The organism is Mesorhizobium sp. BR1-1-4 (assembly GCF_020165375.1).
GTDB lineage: Bacteria > Pseudomonadota > Alphaproteobacteria > Rhizobiales > Rhizobiaceae > Mesorhizobium > Mesorhizobium australicum.
In genome coordinates, this window is sequence record NZ_JAIUIB010000012.1 from 59611 (window position 1) to 82629 (window position 23019).

General features: G+C 61.0%; 19 protein-coding genes. 11 read left to right on the forward strand and 8 right to left on the reverse strand.

Translation table 11 applies throughout. From position 1 onward, the window contains the following. Positions 1 to 289 precede the first annotated feature (289 nt). The 7 genes from LB571_RS24080 to LB571_RS24110 all read left to right on the forward strand — a co-directional run bounded on the left by LB571_RS24080 (position 290) and on the right by LB571_RS24110 (position 7180). Positions 290 to 1012, forward strand: coding sequence for an NDP-sugar synthase (locus LB571_RS24080; RefSeq protein WP_015316392.1), 723 nt, complete (start codon positions 290 to 292; stop codon positions 1010 to 1012). Between the two features lie 33 nt (positions 1013 to 1045). Then, on the forward strand, positions 1046 to 2182 hold the full coding sequence (locus LB571_RS24085; RefSeq protein ID WP_224598558.1) for a DegT/DnrJ/EryC1/StrS family aminotransferase: 1137 nt from the start codon (positions 1046 to 1048) through the stop codon (positions 2180 to 2182). Beyond that, entirely contained in the window at positions 2179 to 2853 is a 675-nt protein-coding gene (locus tag LB571_RS24090; protein WP_140614635.1) for a sugar transferase, read from the forward strand. Before LB571_RS24085 ends, LB571_RS24090 begins: the two co-directional genes overlap by 4 nt. A gap of 64 nt (positions 2854 to 2917) precedes the next feature. Further along, complete coding sequence (locus tag LB571_RS24095; protein ID WP_140614634.1) at positions 2918 to 3922, forward strand: SDR family NAD(P)-dependent oxidoreductase; 1005 nt, start codon at positions 2918 to 2920, stop codon at positions 3920 to 3922. Beyond that, complete coding sequence (locus LB571_RS24100; protein ID WP_224598561.1) at positions 3919 to 5181, forward strand: hypothetical protein; 1263 nt, start codon at positions 3919 to 3921, stop codon at positions 5179 to 5181. Before LB571_RS24095 ends, LB571_RS24100 begins: the two co-directional genes overlap by 4 nt. After that, positions 5168 to 6427 (forward strand): polysaccharide biosynthesis/export family protein, encoded by a 1260-nt coding sequence (locus LB571_RS24105; RefSeq protein ID WP_224531215.1) that lies wholly within the window; start codon positions 5168 to 5170, stop codon positions 6425 to 6427. Before LB571_RS24100 ends, LB571_RS24105 begins: the two co-directional genes overlap by 14 nt. A 60-nt stretch (positions 6428 to 6487) precedes the next feature. Further along, positions 6488 to 7180 (forward strand): N5-glutamine methyltransferase family protein, encoded by a 693-nt coding sequence (locus LB571_RS24110; protein WP_224598563.1) that lies wholly within the window; start codon positions 6488 to 6490, stop codon positions 7178 to 7180. Positions 7181 to 7234: 54 nt separating this feature from the next. On the opposite strand, the gene LB571_RS24115 is transcribed toward LB571_RS24110, so the two are convergent. The 7 genes from LB571_RS24115 to LB571_RS24145 form a co-directional block, all read right to left on the reverse strand. After that, complete coding sequence (locus tag LB571_RS24115; protein ID WP_015316399.1) at positions 7235 to 7510, reverse strand: acyl carrier protein; 276 nt, start codon at positions 7508 to 7510, stop codon at positions 7235 to 7237. Between the two features lie 52 nt (positions 7511 to 7562). Then, the gene (locus LB571_RS24120; RefSeq protein WP_224598564.1) at positions 7563 to 9116 is read right to left on the reverse strand and encodes a class I adenylate-forming enzyme family protein; all 1554 of its coding nucleotides are present in this window, start codon (positions 9114 to 9116) and stop codon (positions 7563 to 7565) included. After that, the gene (asnB, locus tag LB571_RS24125; RefSeq protein WP_224598581.1) at positions 9113 to 11134 is read right to left on the reverse strand and encodes an asparagine synthase (glutamine-hydrolyzing); all 2022 of its coding nucleotides are present in this window, start codon (positions 11132 to 11134) and stop codon (positions 9113 to 9115) included. The genes LB571_RS24120 and asnB overlap by 4 nt, the downstream gene beginning before the upstream one ends. A 4-nt stretch (positions 11135 to 11138) precedes the next feature. Further along, entirely contained in the window at positions 11139 to 12122 is a 984-nt protein-coding gene (nadE, locus tag LB571_RS24130) for an NAD(+) synthase (protein ID WP_140614629.1), read from the reverse strand. After that, positions 12119 to 14848 carry a non-ribosomal peptide synthetase gene (locus LB571_RS24135; protein WP_224598584.1) on the reverse strand — a complete coding sequence of 910 codons (2730 nt, stop codon included), beginning with the start codon at positions 14846 to 14848 and terminating at the stop codon, positions 12119 to 12121. The genes nadE and LB571_RS24135 overlap by 4 nt, the downstream gene beginning before the upstream one ends. 372 nt (positions 14849 to 15220) lie before the next feature. After that, on the reverse strand, positions 15221 to 15364 hold the full coding sequence (locus LB571_RS24140) for a hypothetical protein (RefSeq protein ID WP_167331116.1): 144 nt from the start codon (positions 15362 to 15364) through the stop codon (positions 15221 to 15223). Positions 15365 to 15611: 247 nt separating this feature from the next. Further along, entirely contained in the window at positions 15612 to 18818 is a 3207-nt protein-coding gene (locus tag LB571_RS24145; protein WP_411961404.1) for a GAF domain-containing protein, read from the reverse strand. Between the two features lie 344 nt (positions 18819 to 19162). Between LB571_RS24145 and LB571_RS24150 the strand changes: the two genes are divergently transcribed. Together LB571_RS24150 and LB571_RS24155 are read left to right on the forward strand one after the other, a co-directional pair. Next, entirely contained in the window at positions 19163 to 19405 is a 243-nt protein-coding gene (locus LB571_RS24150; protein WP_140725748.1) for a hypothetical protein, read from the forward strand. 108 nt (positions 19406 to 19513) lie between these two features. Then, positions 19514 to 19798, forward strand: coding sequence for a DUF6894 family protein (locus tag LB571_RS24155; RefSeq protein ID WP_023771439.1), 285 nt, complete (start codon positions 19514 to 19516; stop codon positions 19796 to 19798). A gap of 16 nt (positions 19799 to 19814) precedes the next feature. On the opposite strand, the gene xth is transcribed toward LB571_RS24155, so the two are convergent. Continuing rightward, positions 19815 to 20600 (reverse strand): exodeoxyribonuclease III, encoded by a 786-nt coding sequence (gene xth, locus LB571_RS24160; RefSeq protein ID WP_224598788.1) that lies wholly within the window; start codon positions 20598 to 20600, stop codon positions 19815 to 19817. 334 nt (positions 20601 to 20934) lie between these two features. On the opposite strand from xth, the gene LB571_RS24165 reads away from it, so the two are divergent. After that, positions 20935 to 21861 (forward strand): NAD(P)/FAD-dependent oxidoreductase, encoded by a 927-nt coding sequence (locus tag LB571_RS24165; RefSeq protein WP_140725742.1) that lies wholly within the window; start codon positions 20935 to 20937, stop codon positions 21859 to 21861. Positions 21862 to 21971: 110 nt separating this feature from the next. Next, entirely contained in the window at positions 21972 to 22997 is a 1026-nt protein-coding gene (locus LB571_RS24170; protein ID WP_140725739.1) for an alpha/beta fold hydrolase, read from the forward strand. The last annotated feature ends 22 nt before the right edge of the window (positions 22998 to 23019 follow it).

Genomic DNA, 23019 nt, shown 5'->3' on the forward strand with positions numbered 1-23019 from the left:
TTAGGAAAATGTTTACCTTCAATCGCAATTCAAGTGGGACCTTGGTCTGTTGCGCGTCTCGACCACGCCCGTCAGGTCCGCGGGATATGTTTCGTCCCCTACGGTTCCGGGATCAGAGAAATTCGCCCGTGCCATTCAAACGCACGACGACAGTATCCCGGTTCGCTCCCTAATCTCTCGCAGGTTCGGACAACTGAAACCCTGCTGCGCGAGGCGGTTCGCCGTCTTGGCTCCGGATGCGGTTTCAGCCGTCAAGGCCAACTCTGGCCATGTGCGTAGGGAGGATCGAATGAAAGCGGTAATTCAATGCGGTGGCATGGGAACGCGCCTTCGGCCATTTACATCGGTTTTGCCCAAGCCGCTGATGCCAATTGGCGCGCGGCCAGTCCTCGAGTTGCTGCTGAAATGGCTGCGGCGTAGCGGAATCGAAGACGTCTACGTCACCACCGGCTATCTCGGGCACCTGATCCGGAGCGTGTGCGGTGACGGCTCGCAGTGGAATCTGAGGATCCGCTACACGCAGGAAATGGAACCGCTCGGAACGATCGGCCCGCTTTCCTTGATCAGAGACGAATTGAATGAGCCGTTCATTGTCTTGAACGGCGATGTGCTGACCGACCTGAGCATCAGCCGGTTTACCGCAGCGCACCGCCTGCACAAAGACTCCGTCACGATAGCGACTTCGCTGCGGCTTACCAAGATGGATTTCGGTGTGATCGACGAGGTTGACAACACCGTCCAGGTGTTCCGCGAAAAGCCTGCGCTGTCGCATCTGGTAAGCATGGGCATCTACTGCATGAACCCGGACGTCCTCGACTTCATCCCATCCGGGATACCGTTTGGGTTCGACGACCTCATGCTGCAGATGCTCCAGGCCGGACGCGTCGTGCATGTCTACAAGCACGAAGGTCTTTGGCTCGACATCGGACGCGTCGAGGACTTCCAGAACGCGCAGACAGTTTCCTGGGAAGAGCAGTCGGCGTCCATCGAAGTGGCCGCCGCGGCAGCGTAACGGCCAGGCGCGAGGATCATCGAGGAGGTGACGATGCTCTTGGTAAGTTCCCCGGTCCTGGGAGTGCCAGAAAAAGCGGCTTTGGCGAAAGTGATCGACAGCGGTTGGCTGACGATGGGTGAACGGGTCCGGGCTTTCGAAGAGGCGTTTGCCTTGATGCACGAGGCAGAGGACTGCGTAGCGGTTAGTTCCTGCACCGCAGCCCTTCATCTTATCCTTCACGGATTGGGGATTGGTCCGGGCGACGAGGTGCTGGTTCCTTCGCTGACCTTCGTGGCTACCGCGAACGCAGTGCTCTATGTCGGCGCCACTCCTGTCTTTGTCGACATAGAATCGGCAGACGTCCCTCTGATGTCGCTCAAAGAAGCAGAAGCACGCTGCAGCCCTCGCACCAGGGCCGTGATCCTGGTTCATTTCGCCGGCTATCTTGCCGACAAGGACGCCTGGCAAGCATTCGCCAGCGCACGCGGGCTCTCGATCATCGAGGATGCGGCACATGCTCCCGGCCTAAAAGCGGTTGGCACCTTTGGTGCGGGCGCCGCCTTCAGCTTCTACGGCAACAAGAACATGACGACGGCGGAGGGCGGGGCCGTAATTGCCCGGGACCCCCAACTGCTGGACAGGATTCGCCAGGCTCGCGCGCACGGCATGACCACCGGAACACGCCAGCGACTGAACAGCCGCACCGCGCATTACGATGTGACCATGCTCGGCTTCAACTACCGAATGGACGAAATGCGGGCCGCGATCGGCTTGGTTCAACTCCAGAACCTGCAGGAGTGGAACGAGATACGGCGCATTCTTGTCGTGTTGTACCGGCGCCTTATCGCGTTGCGTTGCCCGGCGATCACAATACCCTTCGAAGAACCGCGAGCCTCGGCTTACCACATCATGCCGATCCTCTTGCCGCGCTACATCAATAGGCAGCATGTCGTCGATGAGCTGCGGGCGCAGGACATACAAACCACGGTCCATTACCCGCCCGTTCATCAGATGACCCTCTACCGTGAGCTTTACCCGGGTACCCACCTGCCGCGCACCGAGGATTTCGCGGAACGAGAGTTGACCATTCCGCTGCATCCTCAGATTACCGCGCCCGCGGTTGAAGCCGTGGTGGACGTCCTGGCGACCGCGCTCAACAGCGGCATCCACGCGGGAACCGCCGCATGAACGCGTTTGATCTATCCATACACCCGCCCGTCGTGTCAGGCGTGAGCCATGGTTTTGGCAGACGCGCGATGGATGTCGTGGCCGCATCCTTGGCCGCGATCGTTTTCGCGCCGCTGATGTTGCTGATTGCATTTGCGCTATTTCTCGAGGGCGGACGCCCCGTGCTTTTCCGGCAGCCTCGCATCGGTGCAGGGGGGCGCATGTTTCATATCTATAAGTTCCGCAAATTCGAGGTTCTGTGTGATCCTCAGGGCCCTGCGTTGACCAGCATAGGCGACCGTCGGCTGACGAAGATCGGGCGCATTTTGGCCAGCACCAAACTGGATGAGTTGCCGCAACTCTGGAATGTGCTCAGAGGCGACATGGCCATCGTCGGGCCACGGCCGGAAAGCCTCGCCTTTGCTGACTGCTTCCATGGCGGCTTCGAGGCGGTCCTAAGATATAAACCCGGCTTGGTCGGCCCGACGCAAGTTCTTTTCCGTCACGAAGCCTCTCTCTACCCGGTCTCAGGAGACCTGTCGTCCTTCTACAGGGAGGCGCTGTTTCCGATCAAAGCCAAGTTCGATCTTTCCTATTATCCCCGACGAACCATCGCTTCGGATGTTGTGTGGATGATCCTCGGTTTTCTGGCGGTAATCGGCTGGGTGCCTGTCGGGCTACTCAGGCGTTGAAGGCTGTTTCTGTGTGGGCGCTCGGCAACCGGAGCGCTTCAGGTGAAAGAAGGAACACCTGGTTATGAGCTACAATGGCAAGAGAGTTCTGGTCACTGGCGCGGATGGGTTCATTGGATCGCACCTGACCGAGGCACTCGTCCGCAACGGTGCCGAGGTGACCGCATTGGCCCTCTATAATTCGTTCGACAGTCATGGATGGCTGGATGATCTGCCAGACGACATCCGAGGTCATCTGAAACTCGTTCGAGGCGATGTACGCGACGGTGCATTCCTGAACCGGATCGTGCGCGGCCAAGCCGTCGTGTTTCATCTCGCTGCGCTTATCGCGATCCCGTACTCATACGCGGCCGCCCAGTCCTATGTGGAAACCAATATCATGGGGACGCTGAATGTCCTTGAAGCGGCCCGCCAATGGGAGACGGAACGGATCATTCACACCTCGACCAGTGAGGTTTACGGCACGGCGCTCAGCATGCCGATCAGCGAGTCCCATCCTCTTCAGGGACAATCGCCATATTCGGCGTCCAAGATCGGCGCCGACATGATGGCGCAGTCCTATGCCAGATCGTTCGACCTGCCCGTCGTGATCCTCCGGCCGTTCAATACATTCGGGCCGCGACAAAGCGAACGAGCCATAATACCGACAATCATCCGGCAGGCGCTCGATCCAAAATGTGTTTCGATCATGGTGGGAGATACCAGCCCGGTCCGCGACCTGACCTTCGTCGAGGACACAGCGGCTGCCTTCCTGAGCGCGGGTTCAGCCACACTCGAATTCGGCCATGCCTACAATGCTGGAAGCCAGCGTGCCGTGACCATATCGGACGTGCTCGATCTCGTGCGCGAACTGAGCAACTGCAAGAAGCCCGTTCACCGCGACGAGAGTCGATTGCGGCCGCAAAACTCCGAGGTTCGCGCTCTGCTGGCCGATTCATCACGGCTCGAACGTGAAACCGGATGGACTGCGCAAACGAGTTTGCGCCACGGCTTGGCCAGAACCATCGATTGGTGGCGGGCGCGCCTCGGCGAAGGTCGGGTACGTCGCGAAATGAGCTACATGACATGAGGTTTTACCCACTCCCATTGGCACTGCTCCTGATCGCCTTTGCTGTCCTGCTGCGGGCGGCCGACAGCCAGGGAAACAGCATGTCCACGACGTTCGTCGCGCCAATGCCGATGGATCTCCCAGATTATCTGCATCCCGCGACAGATCCGGCATTCGGCACGAATTTCATGCGCATCACCAAACCCGGCGCACTTGGGGGAGGTGTCGTGTGTGGGACGAAATATTGCAGTCATCGCTATTCGAGCGCTCAAGCCTGGAATGCGGACCAGAGCCTGCTCGTGCTGGCCAATGGCTGCAACGGGCTGTGCTTCCTCGACGGCAAGACATATGCTCCGCTATTCCACCGCGACAAAGGCGGTGAATGCGAATGGCATCCTCGAAACGCAGACGTGATGATCTGCGTTGAGGATCGGAAGATCTCGACATGGGCGCCAAGGACAAACCACGAAGACGTTGTCTTCGTCACGGCTCAATACCACGATCTGCAGTTCGGGCCGTCGAAGGGCAATCCAAGCCGTGACGGCAACCGTATAGCCGTCCGCGCTGTCCGCGCGGATGGAAAAGCGGTGGTTTTCGCCTTCGATCTCGCGGATCGGTTCAAATTCCCGGACATCGATCTCGCTCAGGTTCCCGGAACCACCAGCTCCTGCACCATCTCCCCGCTCGGCACGAACATCCTTTGCTTTCAAAACCTGGCCGACGGCACCGAGCAGAGGGCCATTTTCAGTGTCGATGGTACCTTGCGACAGAGGTGGACAGACCATCACCGCCCGGGCCACGGAGACCTTACGCTCGATGACGACGGCAGCGAGGTCTATGTTGGCATCAGCAAATCCGGCCCCGACAAGTATCACGTGATCAAGCGAAGATTGTCCGATGGGAAGGTGACCTCCCTGACCGGATACGGCGAAGCAGAGCATGCATCGTCGCGTGCTCTGAAGCGGCCCGGCTGGGTCTTCCTGACCTATGGCGGCAACCCGGAAGAGATATCGGCCAATCCAGCCTGGGCACCATATGCACGGGAAGTCATCGCGTTGCGCATCGACGGCAGCGGCGAAGTTCGGCGCATCGTGCAGACCCGCAACGCGCCCTTCGACTACTGGAGCGAGACGCATGCGTCACCTTCGCCGGACGGCACACAGGTGATCTGGTCCAGCAATTGGGGCGTGGCCGGTGGACCGGTTTACGACTTCGTCACCCGCGTCGACTGGCCCGAAAACCAGGACAAGAAGGAGATTGTCGCGAATGGTCAACCTTAGCCGATTCTTGCTTGCGACGCTTGCGATGCTTTGCGCCCTGCCGATGGCTGCGGCAGCCGATGCGACGATCTATCGAATTTCGCCCGGAGACACCATCGAGATCGCAATCACCTCGCTTCCCGAGCGGACGCAGCGTGCGGTGGTGCAGATGGACGGCACCATCGTTCTCGCCGAGGCAGGCACGGTGCCTGTCGCTGGCCTGACCCCGTCCGAACTTCAGACGCGCTTGCAGGCGATCCTGCCGACCAAGATCTACCACATACGCATGCCGGACGGCCGTGAGCAGGTGGCGGTCGTCAGGCCCGGCGACGTGACGGCGATCATCGCTGAATACCGTCCGATCTACGTGACTGGCGAAGTGCTCGCTCCTGGGCAGCAAGCCTTTCGTCCGCTCATGACGGTTCGGCAGGCGATAGCCGTCGCCGGCGGCTTCAGCCTCTTGCGTGCACGGGCGAACCAGGCTGGGCCGGACCCAACGGACCTGCAGCGCGATTATGAGACGATCTGGGGAGAATACATCAAGGACTATTTCCACAGTGCGCGCATACGTGCCGAACTTCAAAAGCAGCCCGATTTCGACATGAAGGCCCCCCAGGGCTTTCCGCTGTCTTCTTCCCTCGCAACCGAAATCGCGCAGGCCGAGGCAGAAGGGCTGAAGCTCTCGCTGGACAATTTCGGGCAGGAGCAGAGCTTTCTGGAGAAGGGCGCCAAGGATGCAGCGACCCAGGTCCAGGCGTTGCTCCAGCGCGAGCAGGACGAAGCCGATGGAGTCAAGGCCGATGAAGAGGATTTGGCGCAGGTGACCAAGCTCTTCAAGGCTGGCAACCTGACCAACAACCGGCTCGCCGATGTCCGGCGCGCGGTGCTTCTGTCCTCGAGCCGTGCGCTTGAAACTTCGGTCGAACTCATGCGGGCTCGGCGCCAACAGGATGATCTTGCAAGGCAGATCGAGCGCAATGACAACCAGAGGCGTGCCGGTTTGTTGAACGAGTTGCGGGATACACAGGCGCGCCTTGCCGACATCACCGCAAGGCTGCACGCGGTCAGCCAGAAATTGCAGCCGCAGGGAGCATCTGCCTTGCCGCAGCCGATCGGCGGCGAAACCGTGCGGGCCCAGGTGACGATCATCCGCTCCGTCGATGCGCAATGGCGCAAGCAGCCGGCCGACCAGGATACCGCGGTGGCGCCGGGTGATACGATCGAGGTCAGGTTCAGCAGCGCGCTCGAAAACGCGGCGGTGCAATAGACAATCGCTGCCGGCGTCGCCGGCAGCGGCAATATCTTCGATGTCGTTGCGAGAACGATCGTGAGCGAAGAGATCAGCGTCGCCGGCGCTTACAACAAAGGCAGCATCATCTTCATGGGAATGAAGATCCTGGTTGCGCCCGGTGCACTGGTGCCGCGGCCGGAAACAGAGCTGCTCGGCTCCGTTGCCGTAGATGTCCTGCGCGCAATGGACCTGCCGGCGCCGCGTGTCGTCGACATGTGCTGTGGCGCCGGCAACCTGGCCTGCGCGATCGCTAGCCATATCCAATCCGCCCGAGTTTGGGCCTGCGATCTTACCGACGGCTGTATCGACGCGGCGCGGCGAAATGTCGTTCATCATGGCTTGACTGACCGGATTTCAGTGCACCAGGGTGATTTGTTCGAAGGGGTGTCCAGACTGGAGCTCGACGGCACGCTTGATGCCATCGTCTGCAATCCGCCCTACATCTCGGAGAAGCGGCTCGAGGGTGACCGCCGCCATCTGGTTATGCTCGAGCCGCGAGAGGCGTTCGCGGCCGGTCCCTATGGGCTCAGCATTCATATGCGGGTCGTCAAGGACGCGCTGCGCTACCTCCGACCAGGCGGCGTCCTGCTGTTCGAGGTGGGGCTTGGTCAGGACCGCCAAGTCATAAGTCTTCTGGAGCGCAGCAAGGGCTACGAGCAGATACGCACTTTCGCCAACCATACCGGTGAAGTGCGGGTGGTCCTGGCAGAGGCCAGGCGGCAGGCATGATTGCGTTCGCCCGGTACCGGGCCGGCCGTCCAGATCATTGCTTCTTGCGCCAGATCATTTCTTCTTGCGAACGATGAACCGCGCGATTCCTTGAATCGAATCGAGGTTTTCCGGCAGGAGTTCACTGTCTTCCACTGTGATGCCGAAAGTCTCTTCGATGAACCCGATCACCTCGAGCACTCCGGTCGAGTCGACGATCCCCTGATCGAGCAATGATGCGGTGAGGGATAGCGCCTTGACGTCCGCGATGTAGAAATTCGAGGCCAGGAAGCTGCGGATCTGGTTGATATGGATGTCGTCGCTTTCCGCGGCCGATATCATGGAATCCATCTAATCCATCCTCCATTGCAAAGGCGACTTGCGATCGCGCATCTGAAACAATCTACGACAGGGCCGCTTTCTTGAGTTTTCCGGTATCGGTCATCGGCAGGCTGGGCACGATGACGATGGTTTTTGGCACCATGAAATTCTCCAGCCGTTTCCGGCACTCCATCAGGAGCTGCCTTTCGCCGACAATTCTTCCCTGCTCGATGACGACGAATGCTTTGACCGCTTGCCCGAGGAGGTCGTCGGGGACACCGATAACCGCGGCTTCCTTCACCCCAGGGACGTCCATAAGCACGCTTTCCACCTCTTTGGGAGCGACCTTTTCGCCTCGTGATTTTATGATCTCGTCACCACGGCCGACGAAGTACAAATAGCCTTCAGCGTCCATCCGGCAGTAGTCGCCCGTGTAGAGGACCTGCTCGCCCGGCAGCGGCCCCGGCTTCAGCTTCCTTGCCGTGGCCTCTGGCTTGCCCCAATAGCCTTTCATCACCGTTGCGCCGCGAACTACAAGTTGGCCAACGACGCCCGGACCGACCCGCCTGCCACTCTCGTCGACGATCCACACTTCTGTGTTGGGAATGGCAATGCCTACGCTGAGGGGCTTTCGCCCGAGATCGTCGGGCGGCAGATAGCTGCAGCGTTTGCATTCGGTGAGGCCGTACATGGAATAGATGCGTGCGCCCGAAAACAGCTCCCTGAGCATGGCAATCTGCTTGAGCGGCAGGGCGGCCGCGGTATTGGTGACATAGCGGATGCTCGCGAAATCGTTGCTCTTCAGCGATCTGAGTTCCGCAAGCGCCGCGAAGATCGTGGGCACGCCCGGAAAACCTGTGATCTGCTCGTCCTTGATGACCTGAAGGATCTGCGCCGGAAAGGCGAAGGAGCGCTCGAGGACGAGCCGTGCGCCGGTGCGAAAGGCCATGATCATCTGATAGAGCCCGTAGTCGAAGGCGAGGGGCAGAACGTTGAGGATCACCTCATCCTCACGCAGCTCCAGATAGGAGGCGATCGATGCGCACGCGGCAGTCATGTTGCCGTGCGTCAACATGACCCCCTTGGGTTCGCCGGTGGATCCGGAGGTGTAGACGATGGCGGCGAGATCGATGTCGATCGATTTGCGCGGCGGCGCAACAGAAGGTCCTTCGATGATCGTGTCCCAACGCACGGCGTGCGGCAATCGGTTGAACTCGGCCTCGTCGACCGGCCCAGAGACAATCACCGCCCGCAGCGAGTGACAGTCGCGCGACGGCTGGGAGAATATCGAGTGCAGATGGCTGTCCGTGATCAGCGCCGCTGGCAGGCAATCGTTGAGCAGGTAATGAAGCTTCTCGCTTTTCGTAAGCGGGTTGACGATGCAGACCACGGCGTTCGCCTTGAGCACCGCCCAGAAGCTGACGACGGTTTCGACCGTATTGTCGGCGAAGATCATGACGCGGTCGCCGCGCTCGACGCCGGCCGCGGCCAGGAAATGCGCGATCCTGTCGGAGCGCTCATCGATCTCCGCATAGGTGACGCGTTGCTTGCCGGCCACCAACGCGACCTTGCCGCCAAGCCGGCCGGCGGAATGGATGAGGTAGTCCTGCAGGAGTGGTACGGCGCCGTGCATCATGCCAGGACCCTTTCCCGCTGCTCGTGATCAACGTCGATCCTGAGCTCGGCTTTGTCCGCTCCGCGTGGGCGGCTCGCGATGAACTGCTGATGCAGAAGCTGGGTCGACAGCACGCCGACCAGTGCCATGTTGTCGGAGTTGGAGAGATCGCCGTCGCCGGCCTTGGACCGGCACTTTCCAAGCAGGAAAGCCACCGATTTCGGATCGAAGACATTTGCCGCGCGCAATGCCGTGTCCGACAGTGCTTCGCGAATGTAGTCTGGTGCATCATGACCAACGAAACTAAGCGCGTTTGGCGCCCTGTAGGGCTGCTTCGTGCGGGCAACGACTTGCGGTGGCACGATCGGCTGCGCCACTCGCTTGAGCACGTGCTTTTCGTCGAGGACGCGCAACTTGTAAGCATCCGGAAGCGAATTCGCGAGCGCCACGACATCGTCGTCGAGATAGGGGAAGCGCCCCTCGACCGAGTGTGCCATCAGCATCCTGTCGCCCTGCGAGGAGAGCAGGTAGCCCGACATCAGCGTTCGGATTTCGAGATACTGGTCCTGGGCAAGGAAGCTCCATCGCGAAAATTCGGCGGGGAGAGGGGCGAGCAGTTCGGAGGCTGCATTGCGGTGCTGCGAGGCGCCGCGCATGTCGGGGCAGAATAGGCGCTTGATGGCGCTTGTGGTGCGCCACCGCGTGTCATGTGCAAAGCCGGGCCTGTCGCAGGCATGAAGATCGCGCCCGAAGAACTGTCGCGCCATGGCCTGTTGGTGAACCGGTGAGCGCGACAGATAGGGGTAGAGACGCTCGAGCAGTCGCGCACGCCGGCTCGAAGCAGGTTGACGCCCCCAGAAGCGGCGAACCTTGCCTTCGCGGAAAAGGTCGTAGCCGGCGAACATCTCGTCGGCGCCTTCCCCTGTCAGCACAACCTTGATGCCGCGCTCGCGGACCAACTTGGACAGAAGGAAGAGCGGTGCCGGGGCCGTCCTCAGGATTGGCCGCTCGGTATGGTAGACGACCTCGGGAAAAACCGCTGCAATGTCGCGGCGGGAAATCACCACCTCGTGGTGCTCGCTCGCGGTCGCGGCGGCAACCAGGCGCTGGAAATAGGTCTCGTCGTATTCCTCGTCGGCAAAACGCAAGGAGAATGTCTGGAAGCGCTCCCCCGCGAAACGTCTCCCAAGCGCCGCGACAAGTGAGCTGTCGAGCCCACCGGACAAATAGCAACCCACCGGCACGTCGGCCTGCACCATCCGCAGCGCCGTCGCGGCTTCGAGCGCACCGCGGACCGCCTCGACGGCATCGTCGCACGAGCCGCTGAACCATTCAGGGTCCGAAGCGGAAATTCGCGGATAATGCGGCTCCCAGAAGGCCGTCTCCCGTGCCACGCGACCTTCATAGAGTCGGATATGTCCAGGCTGCAGTTCCTTGACGCCTTCGAAGACGCTCTGCGGCGGGATCACCGTCCAGAATGTAAACGTCTGATCGATTCCTGTCGGATCAAAGGCGCGAGGAATCGCTGTTTCCGCAGCGAAAATGGCTTTGACTTCGCTTGCAAAGAAGACGCGGCCGCCGTGCTCGCAATAATACAGCGGGCAGATGCCGTAGCGGTCACGCGACAGGATCAGGCGGCCGGCAGCAGAGTCCCATATCGCGACTGCCCATTGACCATTCATCCGTTCAAAGGCGGCCTGGCCCCAGGCCTGGTAAGCGTGGAGCACGACTTCCGTGTCGCTATGCGTGCGGAAGCGGTGACCAAGCGCGATCAACTTGTCGCGCAATTCGACGTAGTTGAAGATTTCACCGTTGAAGACGATCCATGTCAGGCCGCTGACGTCGGCGAGTGGCTGCTGGCCGTGCAGCAGATCGACCACGGACAGGCGGGCATGCGCCAAACCCGCGCGTCGGTCGCGATACAGCCCCCGCTCGTCGGGTCCGCGGTGTGCGAGCGCGCCCACCATACGCAACAGCGCTTCCCGCGAAGGAGGTGGGGCAGTGGCGCTCAGCGCGACAATTCCGGCGATCCCGCACATCCGTTCAGTCCACCGTCATTGGCACCGAAGGCAAAGGCTGGGCGTGCAGATAGCGCGCCGCTCGACGCTTGGCTTCGATATCCTTGAAGACCTTCTGGACCTCGTCTGGTGACAACCCGGCAACATCAGCGACATCATCGGCGCAGATGCCATGGTTCACGCCGTAGAGGCATAGGTCCGTCTGATGATAGGGCAGGGCGAAGTAGAACTCCTCCTGGCTCTGCGCCATGGAGAAGGTGTCGGTCGTCGGCGGCCTGCGCCGGATCTCCCCGTCCACACCGAGATATTCCGCCAGTTGATAGACCTGCGTCTTGTAGAGGTGGACGATCGGCATCAGGTCAGCGATTCCGTCGCCTTGCTTGACGAAAAAACCCTGATCATATTCGAGCCGGTTAGGCGTGCCCGCCACCGCATAGCCGAGACGGTCCGCGTGATAGTACTCAGTCATCTTGCGAATGCGCTGCTTGTAATTGGTCGCGGCCACTATCTGCAGATAGGCCGCTCCTGACAGGCGCACGGTATCGATCTTCCCCTGGGGGTCCTGAACGGTGAGACGGGTGATATTGAGGCCTTTGCTCTCCAGCACCGAGGTCAGCACCAGCTTGCATTTCCACCCTTCGCCGTAGTCCGGAACAACGGTGCGAATGGCCTCTATCTGCCGGCTATAGGCACCGATGGCGTCGAGCGCCGGCGCAATGTCCTCGGCGATGGTGTCGATGCCCAGCTGACCGGCGATAACGCGCCCCAGCCTCAGCGAGTCCCCGGACGAGTCACGCTCCGGCATGAAGATCCCGAGTACCCTGTCCTTGCCGAAGGCAGCCACGCACAATGACGCGACCACCGAACTGTCGATGCCGCCTGAGAGCCCGACCACCACTCCGCGCCGGCGGAGCGTGACCAATACCTGCTCGCGCACGGATGCTACGATGCGGTCGACCTCCGCGGCCGCATCCAGTGCCAGAACATCCTTGCCGAACCGCGAAGTCACGCGAAGCTGCCTTTCATGGTTGAAGACTCGGCCGGCGAATAAGTGCGAGCGACCGCCTCCTCGATCAGCGGACGATTGACGCCGATGTGAGGCTCGACGACCAGATCAATGTGGTTGCCGGCAATCGGGATGACCTGCAGGTCCGCGAACACCCGATCCCATCCGATCGCAAGAGGCATTCCCGGTCGCGCGCAACGGAACAGCGTTCCGGTGATCGGGAGCACCGTTCTTGGCTGCTCCAACCAACGGAAGAAGGCCTGCGCACGCAAGACTTCCTGCAACTCCAGCTTGATGCGGAAGCTGGTTGCGTTGAATTGTCCTCGGGAAAAGTGGTCGATGGCTTGGGCAAGACGAGCTTCCTGGCCGACCTTGACCGTGAGCTTCGCCAAAACACGGCAAGCCATTCGATAGGGTGACATGCGGTTGGATCGGACCCGGCGCAAGGTGCGGGTGATTGTCTCCCAGGGACGGCTCCGCTCGCCAGCCAGGCTGGTGTCGAGGATACCGACAAACTTCACGGACCTTCCCTCCTTCAGCAGGCGCACGGCAACTTCGAATGCGACGGCTCCGCCGAGCGAGTGGCCGAGAAGCCTTACATGGCCCGACGGCTGGATGCGGTTGATCTGTTCAAGCGCGGCGTCCACCATGGCGGCAAGATCGTTCTGGCCGCTGAGAATGGTCGCGAGGCTGGGATATCTTATCGGACGGACCGTTGCGACTTTGCCCATGGCTGAGGCGAAGGCTGCAAGACTAGGCCCATAGCCCACGGAGCCGGGAAACAGAAAGAGAAAAGGCCGATCATGCTCCAGCACATGATCGGGCGCATTGCCGGCTTGTGCGGACGCGACCGCGCTGACCATCGCTTCGGCGCTCATCCCGACGGTAAATGCCTCAAGATCCAGTTCCTGGCCGATTTCGTTCTCGATCTCCATGACGCAGTGGAGCAGCTTCAGCGAGTCCCCTCCCGCTTCATCCCATCGCCCGACGGCTGCCCGCGTGTTGAGGACCCTGGTCCAGGCATTCTGCACTGCTTGATGGGCCTTGAGATCGCTGCCTGAAATCGGTGGATCGGCAACTTGGGTAGGCTTCTTGGCCAGAAGATCCATTTTCCCGAGTTTCGCCACATCTATTTTTCCGCCTGCCAGGCGCGGAATGTCCTCTACCCTGTGGAGCCGCAGCGGGCGCAGTGGCGGCGGCAGCGTCTTTGCAAGCAGCTGGCGAAGGTCGTCGGCGAAGGCCGGACCGGCGGAATTCCTGGGGATCGCGAAAGCGACCAGTTCGTTGGCCTCGGTCACGATCGTCACCGCATCCTCGACTGACGAGGCGGAGCGCAGGATCCTCTCGACTTCGGCCGGCTCGATGCGCCGACCGTTGATCTTTATCTGCCGCCCCTTGCGGCCGACGATCCTCAGCAGGCCCCGATTGTCCAATTGGACGAGATCGCCGGTCGCGAATATCCGTTGACTTGGATCATCGGGATCCGCCTCGGCAGGGATGACGGTGCCGTTTTCCCAGTGGCCGAGCAAGACGTAGGGGCTCTTGATGACGAGTTCCCCGCTTCCGCCCCGCGGTACGCTGTCACCGTCCTCGTTGACGATCGCAAAAGCTATTCCTGGCAAGAGCCGGCCGACCGGCACGGACGTTTGGTTCTTTGGTTGAACGCGAGGCAGAAACCATTGTGACCCGGTCGTCTCGGTTGACGAGTAGCCGATCTGTACGAGGCAATGAGCAGGAATCGCCTTTCGCAAAAGGGCAATGTCGGTCCAAAGCACTTTCTCGCCGCCGACGCGGACCACCCTGAGCGACCCGAAGGCATCGGCGGGGGCATTGGCCATGAGGGCGCGAAGCAGCGCGGGCACGAGGTAAGTAAGCGTCGCGCCAACCTGCTGCATTCGCTCGCGAACCGCACGCAGGCCGATCGCTTCCACGTCGACCATATGCAAAGTGGCGCCGCACAGGACCGAAGTCAGGATTTCTCGACATCCGGCTATGGTGGCCGGCCCGGTCAAGGGGAGGAAGACATCGTCGGAATTGATGTGACACGCATCGGCATATTGGTGCACCCGCCAGAGCAGGCTGCGCTGGCTGTTGACTATGCCCTTTGGAGATCCGGTGCTGCCAGACGTGTAAAGAACCATCGCCGGTGCATCGACGGATACGGCAGGCAATTGCGTCGATGACAGCGGCGCCGTCGACGCGGGGCTGGCAGTCACATCGATCCACCGGATGTCCTTGGGTAAACCTGCATGCCGGTTTCCAACGCCAAGAATGGCGCGGAGCCGCGCGACGCCCACGATCTCGTTGACACGGGCGATTGGGTCCCGGGCGTTGAGCGGGACCGAAATCCTTCCCGCCGCCATGCTCGCCAGGACAGCAACGATGTACCAGACGGAGTTTGGTTGATAAATTCCGATCGGCTGCCCCTCGGGAACGACGGCAGCGATCCGGCGGGACAGGACTTCGACGGCAGTTGCAAGCTCGAAGTACGACAGTTGATTCAAGCCGTCATGCACAGCGGCTTTTTCGGAAAATTGGGCCGCGACTTTCTTGAGCTGATCGGCAATCCCGACATCCGCAAATGCCGGGCCCAACTTCTGATGAAGGCGCAGCGCCGGGCCACCTTGATCCAGGGCGTAGGCCGGGACGTCTATCCATCTGCGGGAGGGCCGAGAATCCTGGTGACGGTCCTGATCCGCTGCTGGTGCATTCAAATACGCCGGGAGCATGGCTTGCCTGGGTTTGCGGTTGATACCCGGTTATGAGCTTGCAAGAGGGGGAATTCATCGATCATTCTGATGATGAACAAGGCACGGAAAGAGATTAGGCGTCGGGTTTCCTTGCCACGGGCGCGTATTGCGAAGCGAATGAACGGAGAGCAGCGTTGGAACCGATCCGCTGTTGATCTGTTGTTTACCCAGCGTGGAGATGTCCCCTCAACTCCTAGCCGATCGCCCGCTGCACTCCCCCGAGGCAGTGGGCTTTCTTTTTCAATTGGAAATCGCGGGCTCTCGCGAACAAGCCTGTCAGGCGAGATGAGCCGCTGCTGTAAATAGGCTTTTCAGGATTTAGCGTCTTCCCGAGAGACCTGGAGGCTTCCGTCAGGTGCTGTCCTTGTATGACTTCGCCGCCTCATCGATCTTGCGCCAATCGTTGCCGTGGCGACGTACCAGCTCCCTTGCCTGAGCGGGCGACAGGTCATGCGTTTCGACGACATGCCGGACCTCCGCGTCCTCGCCCTTCAAGGGACGTGTACGACGCCTCTTGGTCGGTTGATCCCCCATTTCTCCATCTCGCCTTGACACGATCGTTTCCTCCGGTGTCGCAAACAAGCTGCGAGTAGGGAAAAGGTTTCACTGTTGGGTGCACGAAGCCCCAATAGCCTCTGCGGTACGGCAGTTGTCTTGCCGAAGGCATCAATTCCGCCCAAGCGCGGCGTCCCGTAAAGCAACTGAAGCGGAGAGGGATTGGTGTGCCTCGGGCAGTGACCATTCACTTGCGGTCCAGCACCTTACGGATCTTCTCTGCCAATTCGTCAATCGTGTAGGGCTTGGTCAAAAGCTCCGTTCCAAAATCAAGTGTGCCGTTGTGGACAATCGCGTTTCGTGTGTAGCCGGTGGTGTAGAGCACTTTTAGCGACGGGTGCATGCTCTTGACCTGATCCACCAGTTCCCGGCCGGACATCTCCGGCATGACGACGTCAGTGAACAGAAGCGACGGCACTTGCCCGCTTGCGACGGCCGCCAGCGCGTCCCGCGGCCCTTGCATTTCCAACACGGAATAGCCCAGTTCCCGCAGCGCCTCCGCAGCCATCAGCCGGACGCGATCTTCATCCTCGACAACCATGATGATCTCGTCCTCACTGCCGGGGTGCTCGCCCGCCACGGACTCGGCCGGGCTGTCGACCACGTCGCCGTGCGAGCGCGGCAGATAGATTTTCAAAGTTGTTCCGATACCCTGCTCGGAATAGATCTTGACGCTGCCGCCGGACTGGCGAACAAATCCATAAACCTGGCTGAGCCCCAGCCCGGTGCCTTTGCCAACCCCCTTTGTGGTGAAGAACGGATCGAAGGCTCTGGCCAACACGTCAGCAGTCATGCCGGTTCCGGTGTCCGTGACAGCTATCATCACATACTGGCCGGAGGGTATTGCGTTTTCTCTCGCATACCGGTCGTCGACATGGGCATTGGATGTCTCGATGGTCAGCCTTCCACCAGCGGGCATGGCATCCCGCGCGTTGACGCAAAGGTTGAGCAACGCGCTTTCCAGCTGCCCTGCGTCGACTTCCACATGCCAAAGTCCCGCGGCGAGCACGGTCTCGATTTGGATTGTCTCCCCAAGCGTCCGGCTCAGCAATTCACTCATATCCGAGACGAGGCGATTTGGATTCAGGCGCTTGGGCGCCAGAGGTTGCTGGCGAGAGAAGGCAAGCAGCCGCTTGGTAAGTTCTGCAGCACGTTGGGCTCCATCGATCGCGCCGGTCACGAACTGGTGGACGTTGGTATCGCCGTTTCTGAGCTTGCGCTGCACAAGGTTCAGTCCGCCGATGATGACAGCCAGCATATTGTTGAAGTCGTGCGCGATGCCACCGGTAAGCTGTCCGACAGCTTCCATCTTCTGGGCCTGCCGCAGGTGCTCTTCTGCTCTGGTGCGTTCGGCGACTTCGTCCATGACACGTTGTTCAAGGGTGCCATTGAGCGTCTGCAGCGCCTTGAACAGTCGAGAATTGTCGATTGCCGTCGCGGCATGGCCCGCAAGCCCCAGCAAGGCCTTCTCTTGCTGTTCGGCGAAGACGCCGATCTCTGCATGACCAAAGAAGAGGCCGCCCAGCACCTCTCCCGAACGCGAGACGACCGGTACCGCAAGATAGGAACGCACTGGCAGATGGCCCTCCGGCATTCCCTTGCGGGGCCAGTTCTTGCCGTAGCGGGGGTCGGCGAGGATGTCGTCGGAGCGCACCACGCTTGTCCCGCGGAAAGTGGGGTCGAACACCGCCGTGTTGCGAGGCATTGGAAAATTTTCGAACGCGGAGCGAGGTGCGCCCGACAGGGCGTAGAGCATGTAGCTGTCGCCCTTGTCGTCGATCACATTGTAGAAGAAAGCTCCGAATTGTGCGCCCGACAGCGCTACGCCGGCATCAGTTACCGTTTGAACAATCCGCTCCACGTCGAGCTCGGCCGCTACCGCGGCAGCGGTGACGTTCATCATCTGAAGCTGATGCTCCACCCGCTTTCGCGCGGTGATATCCATGACGGTACCAATGAAGCGGACCGCACGCCCTGACTGGAAAAGCGACTCGCCCGCTGCCGCAATCCAGCGTTCCTTGCCGTCGTGCAAGCCGACCGTCCGATATTCGATGTCGTAGCGGGAAGACGTGCCCGGCGCGAGCGCCTGGCGTACGGCCTCGTCGGCGCGGGCCCGATCTTCTGGATGAATACCCGCCAGGAACGCGCTTTCATATGTTACCTCCGCGTCTGGCGGGAGGCCGAAAAGGGCTTTGCACCGGTCATCCCACCGCAGCGCCTTGGTGACGGGATCGTAGTCCCAGGTCCCGATAGCCGCTGCGTCCGTGGCAAGCCGGAGGCGCTCCTCACTGGCCCGGGCCGCCTGTTCCGAGCGAACGCGCTCGATGTGAGCCCAGGACCGCTCCGTCACCTCCGTCAGCAAGGACAGTTCGCGCTGTGACCAGACGCGGGGCTGCTTGTCGTGAATGGCCATCAGGGCGGTCAGCCGGCCCTGTTTTACCAAGGGCATGCAGATGGTTGCCGTTATGCCGATGTCCTGAAAGGTCTTTGCCTCCTCGGGTGCAATTTCCTCGAGGTTGTTGTTGATGATGAGCGGCCGATTGGCGCTGAGATTGGTGACCGCCAGGCGACCAAAATCGGTAAGACTGTAATACCCTCTGATGCTGGGCGAGCCGGGTGCGCTCCAGTCGCCACGGATGGTGAAATGGTCCTGATCCTGTTCCATGTCGGCGTAGGCGCAAATCGAGACGGCAAGATGTTCGCCCAACAGACGAGTGGTGATCGCCATGACGGCGTCGGCGTCGGCCGCGAGGGCAATCTCCCTTCCAAGACGGTCGAGAAAAGCCAGGCGTTCGGCGTTCTCACGCAGCGCTCGCTCAGCGCGAAGCCGCTCGATGGCGGTACGCGTCCGGTCCGCCACTTCCGAAATAAGGGCAACCTCCTCCTTGGCCCAGCGTCTGGGCGCGGAGTGGTTCAGGTATAACAGCGCCACCAAACCGCCATGCTCGGTAACCGGCATGTTGATGACGGATTGGGCGCTGATGGCTTTGAGAGCCTCTGCATGATCCCTTGTTCGCGGGTCTGTCTCGGCATTTTCGAAGACAACGGTGTCGCCCCGCTTCAAGTCCTCGATATACGAGCCGTAGTTCCTGAAATTCAGGGTCCCAGCCAGGCTTTTGATGCCTGGCGCGTTCCAATCCCTCTCGATCGTGATGGTTTCTTTCTCAAGATCGATCGTGCCGTATCCGGCTCGGCTGACATCGAAATGTCTCCCTACCAGTTCCGCGGCAGCGTGGGCCAGTTCGGCAGGATCAGTAATCTCGCGAATCCGGTCGCCCAGCGCCGCCAACAGCTCGAAGCGCTGCAGTTCAGATTGACGATCGCCTGAAGTGACCCCCATATCGCCCCCGTTTTGCCCGGACTGGATAATGCAGTTGACGGCCAAGAGTTCCATTGCGGCCCGCACGCTTCTTTGACGGGCAGGCCGGCGGTTCGCGCGAACACCTTGAGTGACACACGACGAGACGCGGCTTGAACGGCAAGAAACATCTACGATGTCCCTTTGGTCGCCTTGAACTTTAGAACACTCGCGGTTCCAACGGTCGTGCGGCTTCCATTGGGCGTGGCGCTAGCCGCGTCGCTATACGCAATTGGATCTTTTGTGCGCGAACTTGCCTCGGTCCATCATAGGTTAGCGACACGTCGTGCGCTGTGCCGCATAAGCGAGAGGTCAGCGGGCATGTAACGGGCTCCGCTGCTTGGGAGACCATCGCACTCTCGCTCGTTTGGAGACGCTTGATGCTTGACCGACCCATTCGCACGGATACCCTCTACCCGAATGACCTGGACACGCTTCGCGCGGTCTTCGACGCGATGTGCCAGGAGTTTGCCATTTTGCCGGACACCGCGGCGGCTCACTCCATCGCGAGAGAGCTGATCAGGCTGTTCCAGACCGGGATCACGGAATCGGCCATGCTGATGATTGCCGTGCGCGCGCGTTGGCAGGACGACTGGCAAAAGGACGCCAGCAACGCTGCCTGACCTCCGGTGCAGGCACGCACAATCGGTGCATCCTTTTCGAAACGGTGGCGTTGACCGTGACCCTGCCAGCAATGGCCGATCCGTTATCACCACCGACAGGAGGGATCGATGCCGAAATTTCGTTTCGAGTTTATCGAGGGCATGTCCCAGCCTGCAATCTTCGCCGACATGGCTGATCGGGATGAGGCCATCAAAGAGGCGAAGCGCGCAGCCAAGGAGGCCATGCTTGACGGAATTATCGATGGCGCGGACCCGACCAGCTGGGTGACGAAAGTCTACGACGAGGCAGGTTATCTCGTCGTCACACTTGGATTCCAGGATCTGGTCGCCGCCCCCGAGGATTCGCAACGATTAAAAGAGGCGGACGAACCTGGCGTCATGCGGTCTGGCTGAAGCCCGATTTCTGAGTTCACCGGGGCCATTCGAGTTCGATCCAGGCTGGCGCGTGATCGCTTGGCTTGTCCCATCCCCGCACCGACTCATCCACACCCGCGCCGCCCAGGCTGTTCGTGAGCGAGGGGCTCACGAGAAGATGGTCCATGCGAAGGCCGGAGCTGCGGTCGTAACCGCCCCGATAGGAAAAATTCCAGTAGGTATAGACGCCTCTCTCGGGACGGATCAGCCTGACGGCGTCGGTCCAGCCATCGGCAAGCAGGTCGGCGTAAGCCTGTCGGCTCTCCGGGAAGTAGACGGCGTCGCCCAGCCATCGTGCCGGAACCGCGGCGTCGATCGGCGCCGGCACCACGTTGTAGTCGCCGCAAAGCAGGCTGGCGGGCGCGTCCTTGATCAGGAGCCGTCCGTAGTCGATCAGCCGCTCGAACCAGCGGAGCTTATAGTCGAACTTCGGACCAGGCGCCGGGTTGCCGTTGGGCAGGTATAGGCAACCAACGACGAGACCGTCGATCTCCGCCTCGATGTAACGGCTATGCGTGTCATCGGCGTCACCTGGCAACCCGCGCCGACGCTCATGCGGCTGCTTGCCCCGAGCGAGAATGGCTACGCCGTTGTACGACTTCTGTCCGTGCCATATCGCCCCGTAGCCGGCGTTGCTGATGGCATCGGCAGGAAACTTTTCGTCCGATGTTTTCAATTCCTGGAGACAGATGATGTCGTGGTGCGTCTCACCCAGCCATTTGAGCAGAACCGGCAATCGACCGTTGACGCCGTTTACGTTAAAGGTAGCGACCCGGATCATCTGAAGCCTTGAGGCATCCATTCATAAAATGGCGCTCCCCGTTTGAGCGAGTTCGGCAGCGCCCTTTGTCGGCGGCCTCAGCTCTTCACTCATATCATTCATGGCCTGCCAGCCGCCCGACGTCGTTTGAGGACGAGGTCAGCGGTTGTGTTTCGCAGGTGCTCACCTTGTCCGTCAGGATTAACCCCGAAGCGGTAAGAAGGTTTCGACGCCGAGCAGGACCGGTGTGACAACGAGATCGAAGCTCTCTGGCTGCGGCTGAAGCCGGCCGGGCTTATGCGGTCTCTCCGCGTGTCGTGCTGGAACATCGAACGAACCAGATAGTTCGCCGCTGATGGAGCAAACCTGCGGTGAAAGCCATGCCGGTCACCCGCTCGCCGACGCTGAAGATGTGCTGATCGTCGGAGGCGGGCCAGCGGGACTGACCGCGGCCCAATATCTCGCCCGTTTTCGCCATCGCGTGCTGGTGGTCGATGCCGGCCAGCCCCGTGCCGCTCTGATCCCGAAAAGCCATAACTGTCCGGGCTTTCCCGAAGGGATAAGTGGCCCTGACCTTCTCGATCGGCTTGGCCGCCACGCGAGCTTGTACGGAGCAACCTTGATGCGGGGGCAGGTGTTTTCGCTGGCCGCTGGCGAGGGAGGCTTTGATGCTGAGACCTCGATCGGCGCAATCCGCGCGCGTAAGGTTTTCCTGTCGACCGGGATTGTCGACACGACACCCGAATTGCCCCGCTTGGCGGAGGCAATTGCGGCCGGTGTCGTTCGGCTTTGTCCGGTGTGCGACGGATATGAGGTGATCGACCGGAAGATAGCGGTCGTGGGGCAGGGTGACAGAGCCTTGCACGAGGCCATTTTCCTCAGCCGATTCACACCACACGTAACGATGCTGGGGACCCACGCATCGGACTTTTCAACCAGCACGCGTCGCGCGGCGGCCGAAAGAGGGATAGTCGTCCGTCACACTCTCGACAGGCTCAGCCCGGCTGCTAACGGTTGTGCGGCGATTTTGCAGGATGGAGCGACCTGCCGCTTCGATGCAGTCTACGCGGCCTTGGGATGCAAGGTGCGCTCGCACCTCGCCCTGGCCGTCGGCGCGAGATGTTGCGCGGAGGGCTACGTCACGGTCGATGAGCACCAGCAGACTTCCGTCGCCGGCATGTACGCCATCGGCGACGTTGTGAAAGCGCTGAATCAGATTGCGGTCGCGTTTGGACAAGCTGCCATCGCCGCGTCCCATGCCCATAGAGAGCTTACCGCCTAGGCCGTTTGAGCCGGCTACAAAGCGTCGTCTTTGTCCAGCGGAACAAGCCGCCACTCCGAAGGTTTGGGCAGGCAGGGCACCGGGCAGGGCAGTTGCTGGCAGGCATGGGCATGGCGTTCGACAGGGATGGACCGAAGCTATCGACCGTGCTGCTCATCGCCGCATTGTCGGCACTTGCCGGGTACAATCACGCCCGCGCCAAACGTGCGCTTGTTGGCCGGGCGCACGGCCATGTCATGGAGGTTGACGGTCTTCGCCTGCATTTTATCGAAGCCGGCACCGGCATGCCGCTCATTCTGCTGCATGGAAACGGATCCATGGCACAGGATTTCAAGTCGAGCGGCATCTTCGATCAGGCGGCAAAAACCTATCGGGTACTCGCATTTGATCGGCCGGGCTTCGGGCGAAGCACGCGGTCGCGCGGCCGGCGGTGGTCTGCCCGCGACCAAGCCGATCTCATACATGCCGCCGCCGGCAGGCTGGGTATCGAGAACTACATCGTGCTTGGACATTCGTGGGGCGCTTGGGTAGCCCTCGAATTGGCGCGCAGGCATTCTCGTTCGGTTGCCGGCGTCGTGCTGGTCTCCGGCTATTACTATCCGCCGCCGCGGCTTGATCTTGCGCTGGCCGCCCTCCCGGCTCTGCCATTCGTCGGCACCGCGTTTCGCCACACCTTGCTGCCGGTGCTTGTGAGGCTTGCCTGGCCTTGGACGATGCAGAAGATCTTCCACCCAGCGGATGTCGCTGCCGACTTCGCCGTTCTCGCAAAAGATATCGCCAGCCGCCCTTCCCAACTGCGGGCGGTGTGTTCGGAATCGGCATCGATGCTGGCGGCGGCCCTGCTGACGAAGGCCAGCTACACGGACATTGGTGTCCCGACAGGCATCCTGGCGGGTTCTGGAGACCGGCTGTTCGACGCCGAGGGGGAGGCACGACGCCTGCATGCGGAGGTCGGTGGGTCCCTCCTCGACGTCGTTGAGGGCGCCGGCCATATGGTTCATCAGAGCGCCCCGGGGGCGGTGATCGCCATGGTGGACACGATTGCAGGACGACACTCCTCGTCTGAAGAGACCGGCGGCCATGAGCCCGCGAGTTCAGGCGGTACAGCCTCGCCGGACGTGCCAGGCGGGCGATGAGCAACGCTCGGACGACATTGGC